The organism is Longimicrobiaceae bacterium, from assembly GCA_036375715.1.
In the GTDB taxonomy this organism is placed as follows: domain Bacteria; phylum Gemmatimonadota; class Gemmatimonadetes; order Longimicrobiales; family Longimicrobiaceae; genus DASVBS01.
Window position 1 is genome coordinate 1 of record DASVBS010000021.1, and the last position, 15,909, is coordinate 15,909.

Consider the following 15,909-nt stretch of genomic DNA (forward strand, 5'->3'; position numbering starts at 1 on the left):
GGAGACCGGCTCGAGGTAAAGGTGAAGGGCTACGGCGCGGGCGAAGAATCCTGGGTGATCCACCACGAGCAGTTGTGGGGCGACCCTGGCCGCGACGAGGTGTGGCAGATGCTGGAAAACGTCCGCACGCGGGCATGGGAGCACGAGTCCGGCGCCGAAATGCGCATCCAGGCCATGTGCATCGACTCCGGCGGGCACCACACGGAAAACGTCTACCGCTATGTGAAGCCGCGCCAGCCGCAGCGCGTATGGGCCACGAAGGGCATGTCGCAGCCGGGGCGCCCGCTGGTGGGCCGGCCATCCCGCGCGAACAAGCATGGGGTGAAGCTGCTGCCGATCGGCACCGACACGGCGAAGGACGCCGTTTTCGCGCGGCTAAAGGTGAACGTCCCGGGGCCGCTGTATATGCACTTCCCGGACTTCTTGGATGACGAGTACTTCGCACAGCTCACCGCCGAGAAAGTGGTGACGCGCTACCACAAGGGGCGCCCCGTGCGGCGCTACGAGAAGACCCGCCCTCGCAACGAAGCCCTGGACCTCGAGGTGCTATGCTTGGCTGCGCTGGTTTCGATGGGAACGCCGGTGATCCAGAGCCTCGGCACCTATGCGGAGAAAGTCCGAGTCGAGGGCGCCAAGCGCCGCGAGCAGGAAGAGGGTGCGAAAAAGGCCGAGGCTCCCGCCGCCCCGCCCCGCCCGGCCGTCAGACGCCCGAAGGGCTGGGTCCGCGGATGGCGATGACCCGCCTCCTTCGCCTCGACCTCAAATGCCCCCGGTGCGGCAAGCCCCCGCGCCTGCGCATCACCGAGGCTGAGCGGGACAGGGCTTTCGCGAAGGCCCCCGGCGAAGTGATCGGCACCTACCAGTGCCACTACTGCAACCACATATATGACATGCCCGCAGCGGCGTGTCAGAGGGCGGCGTAGCCTGAATGACCACCTTCCTCGCGGTCCTCCGATCCGGCGGCGAGTACCGCCCCGAGCACGTCACGGCCCTGCGCGATGGCATCCGCCACTACCTCCCAGGCGCGCGCTTCCGCTGCCTCTCGGACGTGCCCGTCCCCGGCGTGGAGACGATCCCGCTGCGCTGCTCGTGGCCCGGCTGGTGGGCCAAGCTGGAGCTGTTCCGCCCCGGCCTCTTCTTCGGCCGCCTCGTCTACATCGACCTGGACTCCGTCGTGGTGGGCGACCTCTCGGACCTCGCGGCCTACTCCGGCCACTTCGCGATGCTCTCCGACTTCTTTCACCCCGAGCGCCCCGCGTCGGGCGTCATGGCGTGGGAGGCGGACTGCGACGAGGCGCGGCGCGTGTGGGAGGCGTTCATGGCCGACACCGCGCTGGCGATGCGGATTCGGGGCGGCGATCAGGCGTTCATCCGCGCCGTGATGGGCGACGGTGTGGCGCGGTTGCAGGATGCAGTGCCGGGGATCGTCTCGTACAAGGTGCACTGCAAGGAGGGGGTGCCGCCTGACGCCCGGCTCGTCTGCTTCCACGGCCGCCCCCGGCCTTGGGATACCGAACTCTGGCAACCAGCGAGGGCCGCATGAGACGCTTGGGAAGATTCCTTATCCACCTGTGGCGCGAAGGGTTGGACCAGGTCGTCTACGCGCTGCTGATTTTCGCTGGGTTAATGGGTGTCGCCGTGCTTATGGCCCTCTTCAAGTGGCTCGCGTGGCTGCTTTTCGGGCTGCTCGCCCTGGTTGTCGCTTTGTGCGTAGCGATCATCGCTTGGGGTGTGGTCGGTATGTTCGTCCGCGCCTGGAAGCGCAGCGGCGAGCGGCCCGCATGAAACTCCTCGTCCTCCCCGGCATGGGCGATGTCCTGTGGGTCGCCACCGCCCTGCAGTCCTTCATTGCGAAGCACGCCCCCGGCGAGCGCCCCGAGGTCTGGATATGGGACTTCGACGGCCGCCGCCGCTCGCTGGAGTACGTGGAGCGCATCCCCTTCGTCCGCGCTGCCGGGTACTGGACGCACCCGCTCGTGGAGCCGGAATTCACCGAGTCGTACATGGCAGACGGCCGCTCGATCTTCCCCGACTTCCACGGCTTCGACTTCTACCTCTCGGCCAACGGCGTGCTGCGCCAGGGCGGGACGGTGAACCGCGCCTTCCGGGGCTACGACATCGACTGGTACTTCCCGATCACGCAGACCCCCGCTGAGTTGGAGCACCTTTCCTCCGCCCAGCAGCGGGGCCGCTACATCGTCGCGCACCTATCCGAGTTCGGCATGTTCCGCCACTGGGTCGGGGCATGGGGCCTAGGCGGCTGCGCGGAGCTCGTGCGCGGCGTGCAGGAGCGCACCGGCCTCCCCGTCCTGCTCACCGGCTGCGAGTGGGACCGGCCGTTTGCAGAGCAGGTCGCGAAGCGCACCGGAGCGGAGAACCTGTGCGGAGCGACCGACCTCGACCAATTCTTTGGCCTCTTCCGCGCGGCTGCGGGCTGCATCGGCTGGTGCGGCGGCAACACGATCAAGTCCGTCTACCTGCGCCGCCCCACGGTCATCATCTGGTCCGGGTACTTCAAGAATCCGGGCTTCTACCGCAACGCCTGCCCGCCGGATGCGTGGAATAAATGGTACGAGGCGGCCGTGGTCGAGAAGGAGCGGCCGAGTGAGGTGGCCGATCGGTTCGCGCGGTTGCTGGAGCGGCGGTCGTGAACGCCGTCTTTCAGCGGTGGGCCAGCGAGGGGCTGGTCTGGCTGCCCGAGCGGGGGGTGGGCTTCCTGCGCGTGACCGAGGCTCCGTATGACGCGGAGTACTTCGCCAAGTATGAGCGATACGCCGAAACCCCGATGGGGCGGGCCATCACGAAGGCGCGGCTGGACCTCGTGCGGCGGCACACAAAGACGCGGATCCTGTGCGACGTGGGGATCGGCTGCGGCGCCTTTGCCGAGGCGGCGGACTGCTGCGGGTACGACATCAACCCGGTCGGCGAGGCGTGGCTGCGCAAGAACGGGCGCTGGCTGAACCCGTATGAGACGCGGGTCGATGCGGTGACCATGTGGGACACGCTGGAGCACATCGCGGACCCCGCGCCCCTGCTCGCGAACGTGCGCCGGTGGGTATTCGTCTCCCTGCCGATCGTGCCCGGCGACGGCCCGCCCCCGCTCGACTGGAAGCATCTGCGCCGCGACGAGCACACGCTCTACTTCACTCGCGACGGGCTGATCCGTTTCATGGACGCGCACGGTTTCGCCTGCGTGGAACATTCCACCGCGGAAAGCCTGTTGGGGAGGGAGGACATCGGCAGCTTTGCCTTCAAGCGCCAGTGAAACGCGCCTACCTCGTCTGTGGCCCCGAAGAGAAAGGGAAGCACTACCGATGAGCAAGCTAGCCCTCGTCGTTGGCGGCGCCTCGTGCGTATGGGATGACCTCGCCGCGGTCGGCCGCACCCCGGACCTCGTCGTGTGCGTCAACGACTCTGGCACCGTGTACCCCAACGCGTTCGCCGCGTGGGTGTCGCTCCATCCCGTGAAGTTCCCCATATGGGAACGCGCCCGCCGCGCGAAGGGGCTCCCCGGCGGCTACCTGAAGTGGTCCCAACCCAGCGACCACAACGCGCGCCGCGTCGATCGCACGCTCGGCGGATGGAAGCACGGATCGTCCTCGTTCCTCGCCGTGGGCGTGGCCTTCGAGATGGGCGCCACGGAGGTCGTGCTGTGCGGCGTGCCGATGCAGGCCGAGGGGGCGCACTTCTTCTCTCCCGACAAGCCGTGGGACCAGGTGGACCGGTACACCGCCGCGTGGGTGGAAGCGGCGCACAAGCTGCGCGGGCGGGTATACTCCATGAGCGGCTGGACGCGGGAACTGTTAGGGGCGCCGCCGTGGGTGGGATAACGCGAATGCCCAACCGCTTGACAGATTAACTTCCCCCCCCTACACTATACCGGTAACGGACCCACAGGTCCGCACATAGCGGCAAGACCGCACGAAGCCACACAAGGCCCTTCCTGGCACATCCGCCGGGGGAGGGCTTTTCGCGTTTGTGACCTGAGCGCCCTTGGCAGCGACGATCCCGACGAGCGAGCCAACCACCCTGACGGCCGGCGACAGCTGGCAGTGGAACCGGACGTATGGCGACTACCCGGCATCGGACGGGTGGGCGCTCTCCTACGCCCTGACCGGCGCGCACGAGTCGGTGATCACCATCTCCGCCACGGACGCATCCGGCGTGTGGCAGGTCCGCGTGGCCGCATCGGACACGAAGGACTACAGCCCCGGCCCGTACCGGCTCGTCGGCTACGTCTCGGACGGCACGGATCGCCACATCGTCTACTCCGCGCCGCTCACGGTCCTCCCCGACCCCGCGACCGCCGTTCCCGACGAGGGCCACAACGAGCGGATGCTGCGCGCGATCCGGTGCGTGCTGGAGGGGCGCATCCCGGCCGATGCGGAAGCCTACCAGATCGCGGGCCGCTCCATCAACCGCATCCCGGTCAAGGAGCTAGTGCAACTCGAAGCCGTCTACGCCGAGCGCGTGCGCCGGGAGCGCGGCGGGTCATTCCTCCAGCCGGTGAAGGTGCGCTTTGGTCCCGCTGCGTAAGCGCCTGCGTGCCGCATGGTCGCTGCTGCGAGGCGACAACAAGCCCGCGCACGCCACCGCCTTCTCGGGCGCGCAGTACAGCCGTCTGACCGCCGACTGGATCTTCGCCGGCACGCGCTCCCCCGATGCCGAGATCCGGGGCGATCTGCGGGCGCTGAAGAACCGCTCGCGCGAGATGGGGCGTAACAACCCCCATGCCCGCCGCTTCCGCAGCCTCGTCTCCCGCAACGTGGTCGGCAAGCACGGCATTCGGCTGCAAGCGAAGGTGCGGCGCCCGAGCGGACTGCCCGACGCGGAGATCAACCGGCAGATCGAGACGGCGTGGAAGCGCTGGTGCCTGCGCGGCAACTGCACGGCGGACGGGATGATGTCCTTTGCGCAGGTGCAGAAGCTCTACGTCGAGACGCTGGTTTCCGATGGCGAGGCGCTGCTGCGCATCCTCCCCGGCTTCCGCAACGACTTCGGCTTCGCGGTGCAGCTCCTCGACACCGATCTGCTGGACGAGACGTTCAACCGCCCCGCCGGGGACGGCCAGAACGAGGTCCGCATGGGCGTCGAGATAGACGAGTGGGGCCGCCCCGTCCAATACTGGCTGTGGAGCCGCCACCCGCAGGACTACCAGGGTGGCCGTGCGCGCGAGCGATTCCCCGTGCCCGCCTCGCAGATCGTCCACGACTTCCTGCCCGAGCGGCCGGGGCAGACGCGCGGCGTGACCTACTTCGCGCCCGTGCTACTGCGCTCGCGGATGCTGGATGCCTTCGAGGAGGCGGCCGTTGTCGCGGCCCGCGTCGGCGCCTCCCACATGGCGTTCTTTAAGCCCGACCCGGACCACCCCGGCTTCGATCCGACCCGGGGCGAGGACCCCGGCGAAATCCCGATGGAGGCGGAGCCTGGCACGTTCGGCCGCCTGCCCGTGGGATACTCCGTCGAAGAGTGGGACCCTAACCACCCGAACACGGCGTTCGCGGAGTTCGACAAGGCGGTCCTGCGCTCGATCGCCGCCGGGCTGGACGTCTCCTACAACTCGCTCGCCGCGGACCTTTCGGACGCGAACTATAGCAGTCTGCGCGAGGGCAAGCTGGACGAGCGCAGCGTGTGGGCCGGGCTCCAACAGTGGATGATCGACGGCCTGCTCGAGCGCATCTACCCCGAGTGGCTGAAGTGGGCGCTCACCACCGGCCAACTCGACCTCCCGCAGCGCAACGTGGCCCGCTGGATCGACCACGAGTGGCAACCCCGCGGCTGGGAGTGGGTGGACCCGCTCAAGGACATCATGGCGAGCAAGGAAGCCGTTGCGCTCCGCGTCAACAGCCGCACGCGCATCTGCGCCGAGCGGGGGATCGACTTTGAGGAGGTGCTGTCCGAACTCGCAGCCGAGGAAAGACTGGCTGCCGACTACGGCATCGACCTCACCATCGACCCCAAGACACTCGGGGGCGAGGCGGACCCGGACGATGACGACGACGAGCGGGCGGGCGCGGCGTGGGAGGCCAAGATCCTCTCGCGCATGACCGGCAACGGCAACGGCAACGGGCACCACGCCCTGAACGGAAAGGGGGCCTGACATGGCAACCAGTATCGAGAGGGTGCGGCGCGCGGTTGCGCAGACCCCGTGGGCGATCCTGCCCGAGAAGCTGGAGATGATCTGCGAGTTCCTGGCGCTCCGGGCCGAGGGGCACCTCTCCGACGAGGAGATCCGCGCCGCCACGGCGATCCGCAGAGAGCCCAGGCGCACGCGCGCCGGCGGCGTGGCGGTTCTGCCCGTCTACGGCACGATCTCGCACCGCATGGACATGCTCTCCGCCATAAGCGGGGGCACCTCCACCGAATCGCTCGGCAAGGCGTTCGACCAGTTCATGAATGATCCCGACATCGGAACCATCGTACTGGACGTGGACTCGCCGGGCGGGACCGTGACGGGGGTTCAGGAGGTCGCGCAGAAGATCTACGACGCGCGCGGAAAGGGCAAGCGGATCATCGCGGTCGCCAACGGCATGGCCGCCTCCGCCGCCTACTGGATCGCCTCCGCCGCCGATGAACTGGTCGTGATCCCCTCCGGCGTCGTGGGCTCCGTGGGCGTCTACACGATCCATCAGGACGCCAGTCGGATGCTGGAGAACGAGGGCGTCAAGACCACGATCATCCGCGCCGGGAAGCACAAGGCGGAGGGCTCGCCCTACGAGCCACTGTCCGAGGATACCCGCGCCTACGCGCAGTCGCAGGTCGATGAGATCTACGACGAGTTCGTGCAGGCCGTCGCGAAGCACCGGGGCGTCACCGTGGCGAAGGTCGAGAGCGGATTCGGACAGGGCCGCGTGGTGAAGGCAAAGGCCGCGATTGCCGCCGGCATGGCGGACCGCATCGCCACGCTGGATGAGGTGCTGGAAGAACTGGGCGTGAGCCGCATGTCGCGGCGGGACGAGGCGCGGATCGAGGCGGTGGAGGCGCCGACCGCATCCGCCACCTACGAGGGAAGCCCGCTGACGCTGCACGCGACGGCCACCACCCACGAGGCCGGCTTTGCTGCGCCCGTGCTATACCGAAACAACGTGATTGCTACCGATTCAGGCACCGAAACGATGCAGGAGGCGGGCCGGGACGCCTCCGGCGCGCAGGTCACTCCCCCGGACACCGAACCGGCCCCAGAGGCCAGGGAGCAAGCCATGCCGAAAGAGAACGACGTGGCGGCCCAGAACGGGGCCGCCCAGGGAGGGACCGCGAGCGCGGAGCCGCGCATTGCGGTCGGAGTGGACCTGGCCGCCGAGCGCAAGCGCGCGCAGGCGATCAGCGAGCTGTGCAGCATGCACGGCATCGGGGAGAAGGCATCGGACTACATCCAGTCCGGCGCGACGGTCGAGCAGGTGGTGGCGGACATCCGCGAGACGGCCGCCTCCAACCTCCAGGCCATGAAGGCCAGCCAGATGTCGGAGATGAGCGCGGCCGAGCGGCGCCGGTACTCGCTCTCCCGCGCGATCCTCGCCGCCGCGAACGACGACTGGTCGGACGCCGGCTTCGAGCGCGAGATCTCGGAGCACATCCGCAAGAACATGCCGAAGGACTACAAGTCCCGCGGCGGCTTCTTCTATCCCGTCCGCGCCGCGCTGGAGGTGGGCACCTCGACCGCCGGTGGCAACGCGGTGTTCACCCAGGGCGGGGACTTCATCGACCTGCTCCGCGCCCGCATGAAGGTGGCCGAGCTCGGCGCGACGATCCTGACCGGCCTCGAGGGCGGCACGATCGCGTTCCCCAAGCAGACCGGCGCGTCGAGCTGGACCTGGGTCGATGAGAACCCCGGATCGGACGTCGCTGACACGGACGCCACCATCGGGCAGGTGCTGCTTGCGCCCAAGGCCGGGCAGACCTCCACTGCGTTCAGTCGCCAGCTTCTGCAGCAGGCGTCGATTGACGTGGAGATGTTCGTCCGCAACGACCTGACGCAGGTGGCCGCGCTCGGGATCGACGCCGCGGCGATCGCCGGGACCGGCACCGGCAACCAGCCGACCGGCATCATCTACACCTCCGGCATCGGAGTGGTGCCCGGCGGTACTAACGGCGCCGCGCCGGACTATGAGGACATGGTGGACCTCGAGACGCAGATCGCGGTGGACAACGCCGACATCGGCTCGATGGCGTACCTCACCACGCCGGGCATCCGCGGCAAGCTCAAGAAGACACAGCAGTTCAGCTCGACCAACGGCGTCCCGGTCTGGACCGGCGGGCGCGTGGGCGAGGTGAACGGCTACCCCGCCCACGTCTCGACGCAGGTGCCCTCTGACCTCAGCAAGGGCTCCGCCTCGGGCGTCTGCCACGCCATCGTATTCGGCGTGTGGAGCCAGCTTTTGATTGGCTACTGGGGCGCGCTGGAGCTGGTGGTGGACCCCTACACCAAGAAGAAGCAGGCGCTCATTGAGGTCACCAGCTACCAGTCGGTCGGCATCGCCGTGCGGCACGCGGAGGCGTTCTCCGCCATGCTCGACGCGCTGACGAGCTGACGGAAGTAGGCGGGGGCGGATTCGTCCGCTCCCGCCCGCACGCACAGGGAGAATCCCATGCGGATCCAGATGATTCACGGCGTGCTCGGGACGGACGGTGCGACCTGGGACGCTGGCACCGTACACGACGCGCCGGACTGGTTCGGCCGCTGGCTGTTGGAGCGGAAGAAGGCCCGGCGCGCACCGGAGCAGGCACCGGCGCCCGAGTCCGCAGCGGAGCCAGCCGAGCCAGTCGCCGCTCCGGCTGCACCACCCGCGAAGAGGCCGCGCCGTGCTAGCAAGTAGTCAGGCGGCCTGGCGCGAGGTCGAGAGCCTGCTACGAGGCCTCCCCGGCGCCGTGGAGGTCCGCTACGGCACCGCCCGGACGTGGGGCGCTCGCGAGGTGGCGGACGTGGCGCTGTTCGAGGAGGCGCAGGTTTACGGGGTCGAGGACACGGTCAGCATCGCCACCGGGTCCCTCACCGTCCCGAACGGGGCGACGATCACCGTGGACGGCGAAAGCCGCAAGGTGATGATGCCGCCGCAGCGACAGAAGGGCGGCACCACACTGCTCGCACTCGGGAACGCCTGACATGGCTTCGATTGGCGAGCAGATCCTGGACGCGATCGAGGCCGCGCTGGACGGGGCCGGAAAGCCGTCCGGCTGCACGGTCCACAGCGACCCCACGCAGGCTTACGAGGGCTCCAGCAGCCTTTCGGAGATCGTGGTAGACCCGGTGCGGGAGCAGGTGCGCGCCGACGACTTCGCGGGCTCGTCGGGCCAGTTCAACGTCCAGCGCACCATGACCGTTCAGGTGCTGCTCCGGGCGCAGGGAACGCCCCCGCGAAAGGCGGTCGATCCGCTCCGGGTGTGGGTGATCCAGGCGATGATGAACGACCCGACGTGGGGCGGGAAGGCGACCGATACACGCGAAGTCTCGACAGAGTGGGCCGCGAGCCGGGCGGAGGCAGTCTACGCCGACGCGGCCGTGACGTTCGAGATCGTCTACAACACTGCCGGGGACGACCCGGAAACCCAGGAGTAACGCTATGGCCAAGTCTTCTGCTCTCGGGACCATCCTCCGGGTAGAGTCGGATACCTCGGGGGTGTTCACCAAGGTAGGGAACCTGACATCGATCGGGGTGCCCAGCCCCACGAAGCCGCAAATCGACACAACCGACTTCGACTCGGTTGCCGCCGAGTCCATAGCCGGCTTGCCCGACAACGGAGAAGTGACGCTGTCGGGATTCTTCAACTACGCCGACGCGGGTCAGTTGATCCTGATCGGTGACGCGCACGACCCCGACGCGACCGCCCGTGACTTCCAGATCGACTTCACTCGGCAAGACCTGCGCTTCTCGTTCAGCGCCGAGGTGACCTCGTTCGCACCCAACGCGGGCGGACCGGGCGAGGCGTACACGTTCGACGCCACGCTGCGGATTAGCGGATCGGTTATACTCACAACCCCCATTCCTTCGAACTGATCCATTATGGCCCTCGCGGCAAACGTACCCACCGCACAGGTGGAGCTCGATCGCAACCGCACGATCGCATTTACCATCGGCGCCATGCGGCGCGTGAAGGAACTCACCGGCCGGTCCATCACGGCCGGGATCGAGGAGGAGGACGTCGGCCGGGTCGTGTGGGCCATGCTCACCGAGGAGGACCGCGCCGACCTCACCCCGGAGCAGGTGGAGGACATGATCCACCCCGGCAACCTGGGCGCCGTGACCGCCGCCATCGCGCGGCTGAGCGGTGATGCGGAAGGCGCGGAGGGAAACGCCAGACCGGCGGGGAAGGGCAAGCGGAAGACGTAGACCTCGACGCCCTGTGGGCCATCGGAGTCTATGACCTGGGCCTCTCCGACGCGGACTTCTGGGACCTGAGCCTGAGCCTGTTCGGCAGGCTCCTGGAGCGGCACCGGGACCGGATCCGCCGGGAGGACCGAAGGTCGGGAGAAGTGGTCGCGATGCTGGCGAACATCAACCGCGACAGCAAGAAGCACCCGGAGCCTTTTACCTGGCTCGACGTGTTCCCCGAGCACAGAGAGGCGCCGGAGCCGCAGACGGACGAGCAGATGTTCGCCGCAATGCAGATGTGGGCCGCGGCGGCAAACCGCTTAGCTGAGCGAGAGGGCGCGAGTGGCGACTAAGGCGTCAGAGCTTTTCGTTAGGATTTCCGCCGACATCAAAGGCTTCCAGAAATCCATGACCGTCGCGCAGTCGGCGGTCCGGGACCTCGGGAAGCAGATGACGAAGGCCGGAAAGGCGATGACCGCGGGGATCACCGTCCCCCTGGGCGCGCTCGCCGCGCTCACCGTCCGCTCCGCCACGCAGATGGACAGCCTCCGCCGCGCGCTGGATGCGGTGACGGGCAGCGCGGACGAGACAAACCGCCAACTCGAGCGGCTACGGGATCTCGCCAAGGCCCCGGGCCTCGGCTTCAGGGAGGCGATCGAGGGCAGCGTGCGGCTGCAAGCTGTGGGCTTCTCCGCTCAGTTCGCCGAGCGTGTGCTGCGTGAGTTCGCCAACGCGATCGCGCTCACAGGCGGCGGCGCGGAGGATCTGCGCAGTGTCCAGTTCCAGCTCACTCAGCTTGCCGCCAAGGGCCGCGTCCTCTCCGAGGACCTGAAGCCGATTCTGTCCTCCGCCCCGGTGCTCGGGAAGGTGCTGAATGAGGCGTTCGGCACGGTGGACCCGGAGCAGATCCAGAAGCTCGGACTCACGACGGAGGAATTCCTGAACATCCTGCTGGAGCACTTGGAGCGGCTGGACCGCGTCTCCGGCGGCGCGCGCACCTCGTTCGAGAACCTGGCCGACGCCTGGTTTCGCGCCTCGGCCGTAATTGGGGACAAGCTACTGCCCGCAGTGATTCCGCTGGTGGACGGGATCACCGAACTGCTCGGCAAGGTGCGCGAGATCAACCCCGACACCGTCCGCTTTGCCATCGCTATCGCCGCAATGGCCGCCGTGATGGGTCCAGCCGCGATCGCCCTGGGTAGCCTCGCCACCGCTGCCGCCGCGTTCAGCACTGCGCTCGGCGTGGGCCTGCTGCCCCTGATCGTCACCGGCGGCGCCGTGGTGGCCGCGCTCGGCATTCTCGGAGCCAAGTTCCTCGACAACAAGCTCGCGGCCCTGGAGGCGGCTGGCGCGGTCGAGCAATACAAGCAGAGCCTGGTCGGCCTGACGGAAGAGGAGCTCCGGCGGCGCAAGCTGGCGCTTGCCTTCCAGGCCGACGCGCTGCGCAGTCAGATCGCGGACACGCAGCCCTTCCGCACGATCCAGGGGAGCGCGGCCACCCTCGGGCAGTCGGTCCAGATCGTCAACAAGCAGTTCGTGGACCTCAACGCCGAACTGGACCGGGTGCTGCGGCAGTCCATGCAGATCGACGAGGCGCTCGCTCAGTTCGGAGACAAGACCAAGAACACCCTCTCCGCGGCGGCCGACGAGGCGGCGCGTCTTCGGGTGGAACTATCCCGACTATCCCGGCTCGGCGATGTCACCCCCTCCGTCGCGATCACCGAGGGCGGCCCCAGCGCCGTGGAGCGCATTATCGCCAACAACGAGCGCAGGCGTCGGGCGCAGGAGGAGCGCAGGCGGGAATTTGAAGGGCTCGGCGGCTCCCTGGAGACGATCCAGCTTCCCGCGCGCGCCGAAGCCGCCGCACCCGAGCAGGCCGGCGGATTCCTCTCGCAGATCAGCTCGCAGGTCGGCACGCAGATCATGGGGCTGGTGGCGAAGTTCGGCCCGCTGGCCGCCGTGGCCGCCGCACTGAAGCCCGCATTCGAGGGGCTGATGGAGGTGCTGCGCCCCGTGCTGGATACGCTGGCCGAACCGCTCAAGATCATCGGGCAGTTAATCGGCTCGCAGCTCGCACCGACGCTCAAGCTACTTGCTCCGCCACTGCGCCTGCTGGCGAAGATCGCATCCTACGTATCGGAGGCGTTCGGCCTGCTCGTGCGCGCCGTGGGTAAGGCGATCGACGCGCTGCCGTTCGTCTCCGCCAAGGGGATCATCAACGCCGGTCAGGAGATGATCGACGCGGCCCGCAGCGCCAGACGCGCACTGGAGGACACATCCGAAGGCGTCGAGGACATGGGCGAGGCGGTGGATGCGTTCACCGAGTCTGTCACCAACCAGGCGCGCATCGTCAACCTCAACCTTCTGCGCCTCCGCGCGTCCAACGCTGGCGGCGGCGGTGGGGGTGGGGGTTCCGGTGGCGGGGGCCGCCGCCCCCCTCTCGACATCCCGGGTGCGCGCCCGCCGCTGCCGGTGGACCCCGAGGGTCCTGGAGAGATCCCCCCGTTCATGCGCGAGCACGACTCGCCGCATTCCCGCCGGGGCGAGGTCAATATCGGCACGGTCAACATCCAGGCCGCGCCGGGCGACGATGGCGAGACACTGTGGCGGAAGTTCAGCCGGACCCTGAAGGAAAAGGTGGCCAGCGGTGAAGTCACCGAACTTCAGCTTGCGGTGAGGGCTCGCTGATGGCGTTCCTGAGCATCCCCGGATTCGCGGCGGTCCCGATCGCCCTGGACCGCGCCGAGCGCCTGGAGCCGGAAGTCGTGGGCGACCTCATGACCACCTTCTCGGGCAAGCAGCGCTCCGGCATCCGGGGGCGTGTGCGCGAGTGGCGATTCACCACCACGCCGCTGCCCCCCGCCGACGCGCGGGCGCTGTACTTCGCGCTCACGTCGCGGCCCACGATCACCGTGAGCGGCGATGCGCTGGACGGCGAGACGGTCACCTGCCGGGCGAGCGTGCAGGCGGAGAGCTACGTGCTGGCGGGCGGCGAGAAGCGCCGCGCCGTCACCTTCACCCTGCGCGAGGCCACGCCCCTCTCCCCGGTCCTGTTCACGTTCCAGCCGGGCGACCTCGGCTACACCTTCTCCCGCGCTTCGGCCGCCACCTACCGCAGCCAGGCGGGCCTCATCACCTCGGCCGCGTCCGGCACGCTGCGGGATTCGCACTACGCGCTCAACCCGGATTCGGAGCTCTACGAGCGCGCTACGCTGATCGAGCCCGAGCGCACCAACCTGATCCTCCACAGCGAGGACTTCAGTAACGCCGCGTGGTTCAAGTCGCCCGGGATCACCGTAAGCGCCAACTCGGTCACGGCCCCGGACGGCAACGCTGCGGCGGACACGCTGGCGAACGACGGCAGCGGGCCGAACAAGGCGATCTATCAGATATTCACGACCAACGCTTCGGCCGTCCGGTACTCCATCTCCGTCTGGCTCAAGGCCGGCACGCTGGACAAGGCGGCGATCGGCATACGCGACAACACGGCGGACAGTTGGACCGCGCAGACCGGCCGCGTCATCTCCGGCCCCGGTGAGGCGGCGGTGAGCTCCAGCGGGCGCATCGACATCACGGGGCTATCCACCACGGAGTGGACCCGCGTTGCGGTGTCGATGGACGAGGTGGCGACGGCGACGAACACGCTGCGCCTGATACTCTACCCCGGCGGCACCGACACCGCGACGGGCAATCTCTACGCGTGGGGCGCGCAGGCCGAGGCCGGGGCGTTCGCGACCTCGTATATCGCAACCACCTCCGCCACGGTCGCCCGCTCGGCCGACGCGCTTAAGTACGCCTTCACCGCCGCGCCGCAGGCGATGACGCTCTATGCCCGGTTCATCGAGCAGGGCACACTCCGGAGCGCCAACAGCGCACGCATCCTCCAGATCAGCGATTCGACCTCGGCGTCTACGAGCCGCCTGCTGATCCACGCGCCATCGGGCGACAGCTACTACCAGATCTACCACGGTGAGGCGGGCGGTCAGGTGACCAGCACGCTCGCCGCAGCGCCGGACCTGGGCGACCTCGTGGAGCTCCGCGGGATCCTCTACGCGGACGGCAGCGTCAGGCTGCACCAGTCGATCAACGGGGCGGCGGAGACGTCGAGCACGGCGTCCTCCGCCCTCGCCCTGGCCTCCGCGTGGGACGACGAGACGCTCAACCTGGGCGGCGTGGGATCCTCGTTCGTCGGCTCGGCGGCATTCACCCACGTGGCCGTCCTCAAGGGGGAGCGGACGCTCTCCGAGTGCCGCGGCGCGGCGGGGGTGCTGTAGATGCTCACGCTCAGCGACGCGCAGGAGGCGGTCCTCCAGGGGTCCGACTATCAGGTCATTGGGCGGCTCAAGGTCGCCAACGCCGACGGCACGATGATCGACTACTCGGATTGGCTGATCGAGGCCAGCGGGACGGACGACATCGACGCCTCGTGCGAGCGGGCGACGTTCACCCTGGCGCGGGAGGACGGGGATAGCGGGCTGCTCTCGCTCTCGCCCCTGATGGACGGCAGCACGCTCAACGTGGACGACTCGGGCGTCACCGCGCCGGCCCTCAACCTCGTGCGCGCGGTCACGTTCGAGACGGCGCAGATCCCGCTCGGGGCGGAGCCGACGGATGATGACTACGTCGAGGTGTTCCGGGGCGTCGTGGACCGCATCGAGTTCGCGGACAACGTCGTGCTCACCTGCCGCGATCAGGGCGGCATCCTCGAGGATTGGGCCATCGAGGCCGAGCGCGAGTACGAGGCGGGAACCGCGCTGGCCGACCTGCTGCAAGCGATCCTCACAGACAACGTGACGGGCGTCACGCTCACCGTGGAAGACGACGAGGGCGCGGGGCTGGAAGAAAAGTACGTGCAGTCGCGCGGCAAGGTGCTGCCGGTGCTCTCCGACCTCGCGGGCAAGGCGGGGCAGCGGGTGCGCTACCGCTACAACTCCTCGGGCGTCTCGGTGCTCACCCTGTTCACCCCGGAGCGCGACAGCCCCACCGCAACGTGGACGCTCGGGCCGGACGACTACGCGGCCGTGCGCCGGCTGGACATCGAGATCTACGACGTCCGGACGAAGTGCGTGGTCTACTACACCGACGCATCGACCGGCACGCGGGCGAGCGTCACCAGCGAGGCGCCCAGCACCCTGACGGACGAGTTCGGCGCTTACCGCGCCATCATCATCGAGGAGCCGTCCGACTCGATGATCCAGACCGAGACGCAGGCGCAGGCGTTCGCGGATTCGGTGCGGAAGGACCTGCAGGAGCCCTTCGCGAACCAGGAGGTCGAAACCTACTGGTCACCCCACATCCAGTTGTGGGACTACCTGGAGTTCAGCGCCAATAACGTCCACTACGACAGCACGCAGAACGGCGCCGTGGTTGCCCGCCGCTGGGTCTACAGCCGCGATCGGCACCGGCACTGGTTCCTGACCCGCGGTAAGCCCGCCGGGGCCTACAAGCGCCACCTACTGCGCGAGTTCGGGGGCGCACCGGCCGACCCGCCCGTGGTGGAGCCGCGCCCCTCGCAGTCGGGGTCCACCGGCACGCTCACACTGGCGATCGACGATCCGAGCAGCCGGGTGGAGGAGGTCTGGTTCAAATCGGTCGCCACGCC

Annotated in this window: 19 protein-coding genes; all 19 read left to right on the top strand. The window is 68.5% G+C overall.

Annotation, left to right across the window (positions count from 1 at the left end; genetic code table 11):
* On the top strand, nucleotides 1–738 hold a 738-nt coding region (locus VF167_02870; GenBank protein HEX6924340.1), incomplete at its 5' end, for a terminase gpA endonuclease subunit.
* Nucleotides 735–923, top strand: a complete 189-nt coding sequence (locus VF167_02875) for a hypothetical protein (protein HEX6924341.1) — start codon at nucleotides 735–737, stop codon at nucleotides 921–923. The genes VF167_02870 and VF167_02875, both read left to right, overlap by 4 nt.
* A 5-nt stretch (nucleotides 924–928) precedes the next feature.
* The gene (locus VF167_02880) at nucleotides 929–1,543 is read left to right on the top strand and encodes a hypothetical protein (GenBank protein ID HEX6924342.1); all 615 of its coding nucleotides are present in this window, start codon (nucleotides 929–931) and stop codon (nucleotides 1,541–1,543) included.
* Nucleotides 1,540–1,785 (top strand): hypothetical protein, encoded by a 246-nt coding sequence (locus VF167_02885; GenBank protein HEX6924343.1) that lies wholly within the window; start codon nucleotides 1,540–1,542, stop codon nucleotides 1,783–1,785. The genes VF167_02880 and VF167_02885 overlap by 4 nt, the downstream gene beginning before the upstream one ends.
* The gene (locus tag VF167_02890) at nucleotides 1,782–2,651 is read left to right on the top strand and encodes a hypothetical protein (GenBank protein HEX6924344.1); all 870 of its coding nucleotides are present in this window, start codon (nucleotides 1,782–1,784) and stop codon (nucleotides 2,649–2,651) included. Before VF167_02885 ends, VF167_02890 begins: the two co-directional genes overlap by 4 nt.
* Nucleotides 2,648–3,265: a methyltransferase domain-containing protein gene (locus VF167_02895; GenBank protein HEX6924345.1), complete on the top strand. Its 618-nt coding sequence runs from the start codon at nucleotides 2,648–2,650 to the stop codon at nucleotides 3,263–3,265. The genes VF167_02890 and VF167_02895 overlap by 4 nt, the downstream gene beginning before the upstream one ends.
* 49 nt (nucleotides 3,266–3,314) lie before the next feature.
* Nucleotides 3,315–3,830, top strand: coding sequence for a hypothetical protein (locus tag VF167_02900; protein ID HEX6924346.1), 516 nt, complete (start codon nucleotides 3,315–3,317; stop codon nucleotides 3,828–3,830).
* Nucleotides 3,831–3,993: 163 nt separating this feature from the next.
* The gene (locus VF167_02905) at nucleotides 3,994–4,536 is read left to right on the top strand and encodes a hypothetical protein (protein HEX6924347.1); all 543 of its coding nucleotides are present in this window, start codon (nucleotides 3,994–3,996) and stop codon (nucleotides 4,534–4,536) included.
* Nucleotides 4,520–6,100 (top strand): phage portal protein, encoded by a 1,581-nt coding sequence (locus VF167_02910; protein HEX6924348.1) that lies wholly within the window; start codon nucleotides 4,520–4,522, stop codon nucleotides 6,098–6,100. Before VF167_02905 ends, VF167_02910 begins: the two co-directional genes overlap by 17 nt.
* A 1-nt stretch (nucleotide 6,101) precedes the next feature.
* Nucleotides 6,102–8,528, top strand: coding sequence for a phage major capsid protein (locus VF167_02915; GenBank protein HEX6924349.1), 2,427 nt, complete (start codon nucleotides 6,102–6,104; stop codon nucleotides 8,526–8,528).
* Nucleotides 8,529–8,585: 57 nt separating this feature from the next.
* Nucleotides 8,586–8,813 carry a hypothetical protein gene (locus VF167_02920; protein HEX6924350.1) on the top strand — a complete coding sequence of 76 codons (228 nt, stop codon included), beginning with the start codon at nucleotides 8,586–8,588 and terminating at the stop codon, nucleotides 8,811–8,813.
* Nucleotides 8,800–9,099, top strand: a complete 300-nt coding sequence (locus tag VF167_02925; GenBank protein HEX6924351.1) for a hypothetical protein — start codon at nucleotides 8,800–8,802, stop codon at nucleotides 9,097–9,099. The genes VF167_02920 and VF167_02925 overlap by 14 nt, the downstream gene beginning before the upstream one ends.
* A 1-nt stretch (nucleotide 9,100) precedes the next feature.
* Entirely contained in the window at nucleotides 9,101–9,553 is a 453-nt protein-coding gene (locus VF167_02930; GenBank protein ID HEX6924352.1) for a hypothetical protein, read from the top strand.
* A gap of 4 nt (nucleotides 9,554–9,557) precedes the next feature.
* Entirely contained in the window at nucleotides 9,558–9,992 is a 435-nt protein-coding gene (locus VF167_02935; protein ID HEX6924353.1) for a hypothetical protein, read from the top strand.
* A gap of 6 nt (nucleotides 9,993–9,998) precedes the next feature.
* On the top strand, nucleotides 9,999–10,325 hold the full coding sequence (locus VF167_02940; protein HEX6924354.1) for a hypothetical protein: 327 nt from the start codon (nucleotides 9,999–10,001) through the stop codon (nucleotides 10,323–10,325).
* A 152-nt stretch (nucleotides 10,326–10,477) separates the two neighbouring features.
* Nucleotides 10,478–10,660, top strand: a complete 183-nt coding sequence (locus tag VF167_02945; GenBank protein ID HEX6924355.1) for a hypothetical protein — start codon at nucleotides 10,478–10,480, stop codon at nucleotides 10,658–10,660.
* A gap of 55 nt (nucleotides 10,661–10,715) precedes the next feature.
* Nucleotides 10,716–12,995 (top strand): tape measure protein, encoded by a 2,280-nt coding sequence (locus VF167_02950; protein HEX6924356.1) that lies wholly within the window; start codon nucleotides 10,716–10,718, stop codon nucleotides 12,993–12,995.
* Complete coding sequence (locus tag VF167_02955) at nucleotides 12,995–14,581, top strand: hypothetical protein (GenBank protein HEX6924357.1); 1,587 nt, start codon at nucleotides 12,995–12,997, stop codon at nucleotides 14,579–14,581. The genes VF167_02950 and VF167_02955 overlap by 1 nt, the downstream gene beginning before the upstream one ends.
* Nucleotides 14,582–15,909 (top strand): hypothetical protein (locus tag VF167_02960; GenBank protein ID HEX6924358.1); only part of this gene is annotated, 1,328 nt, incomplete at its 3' end.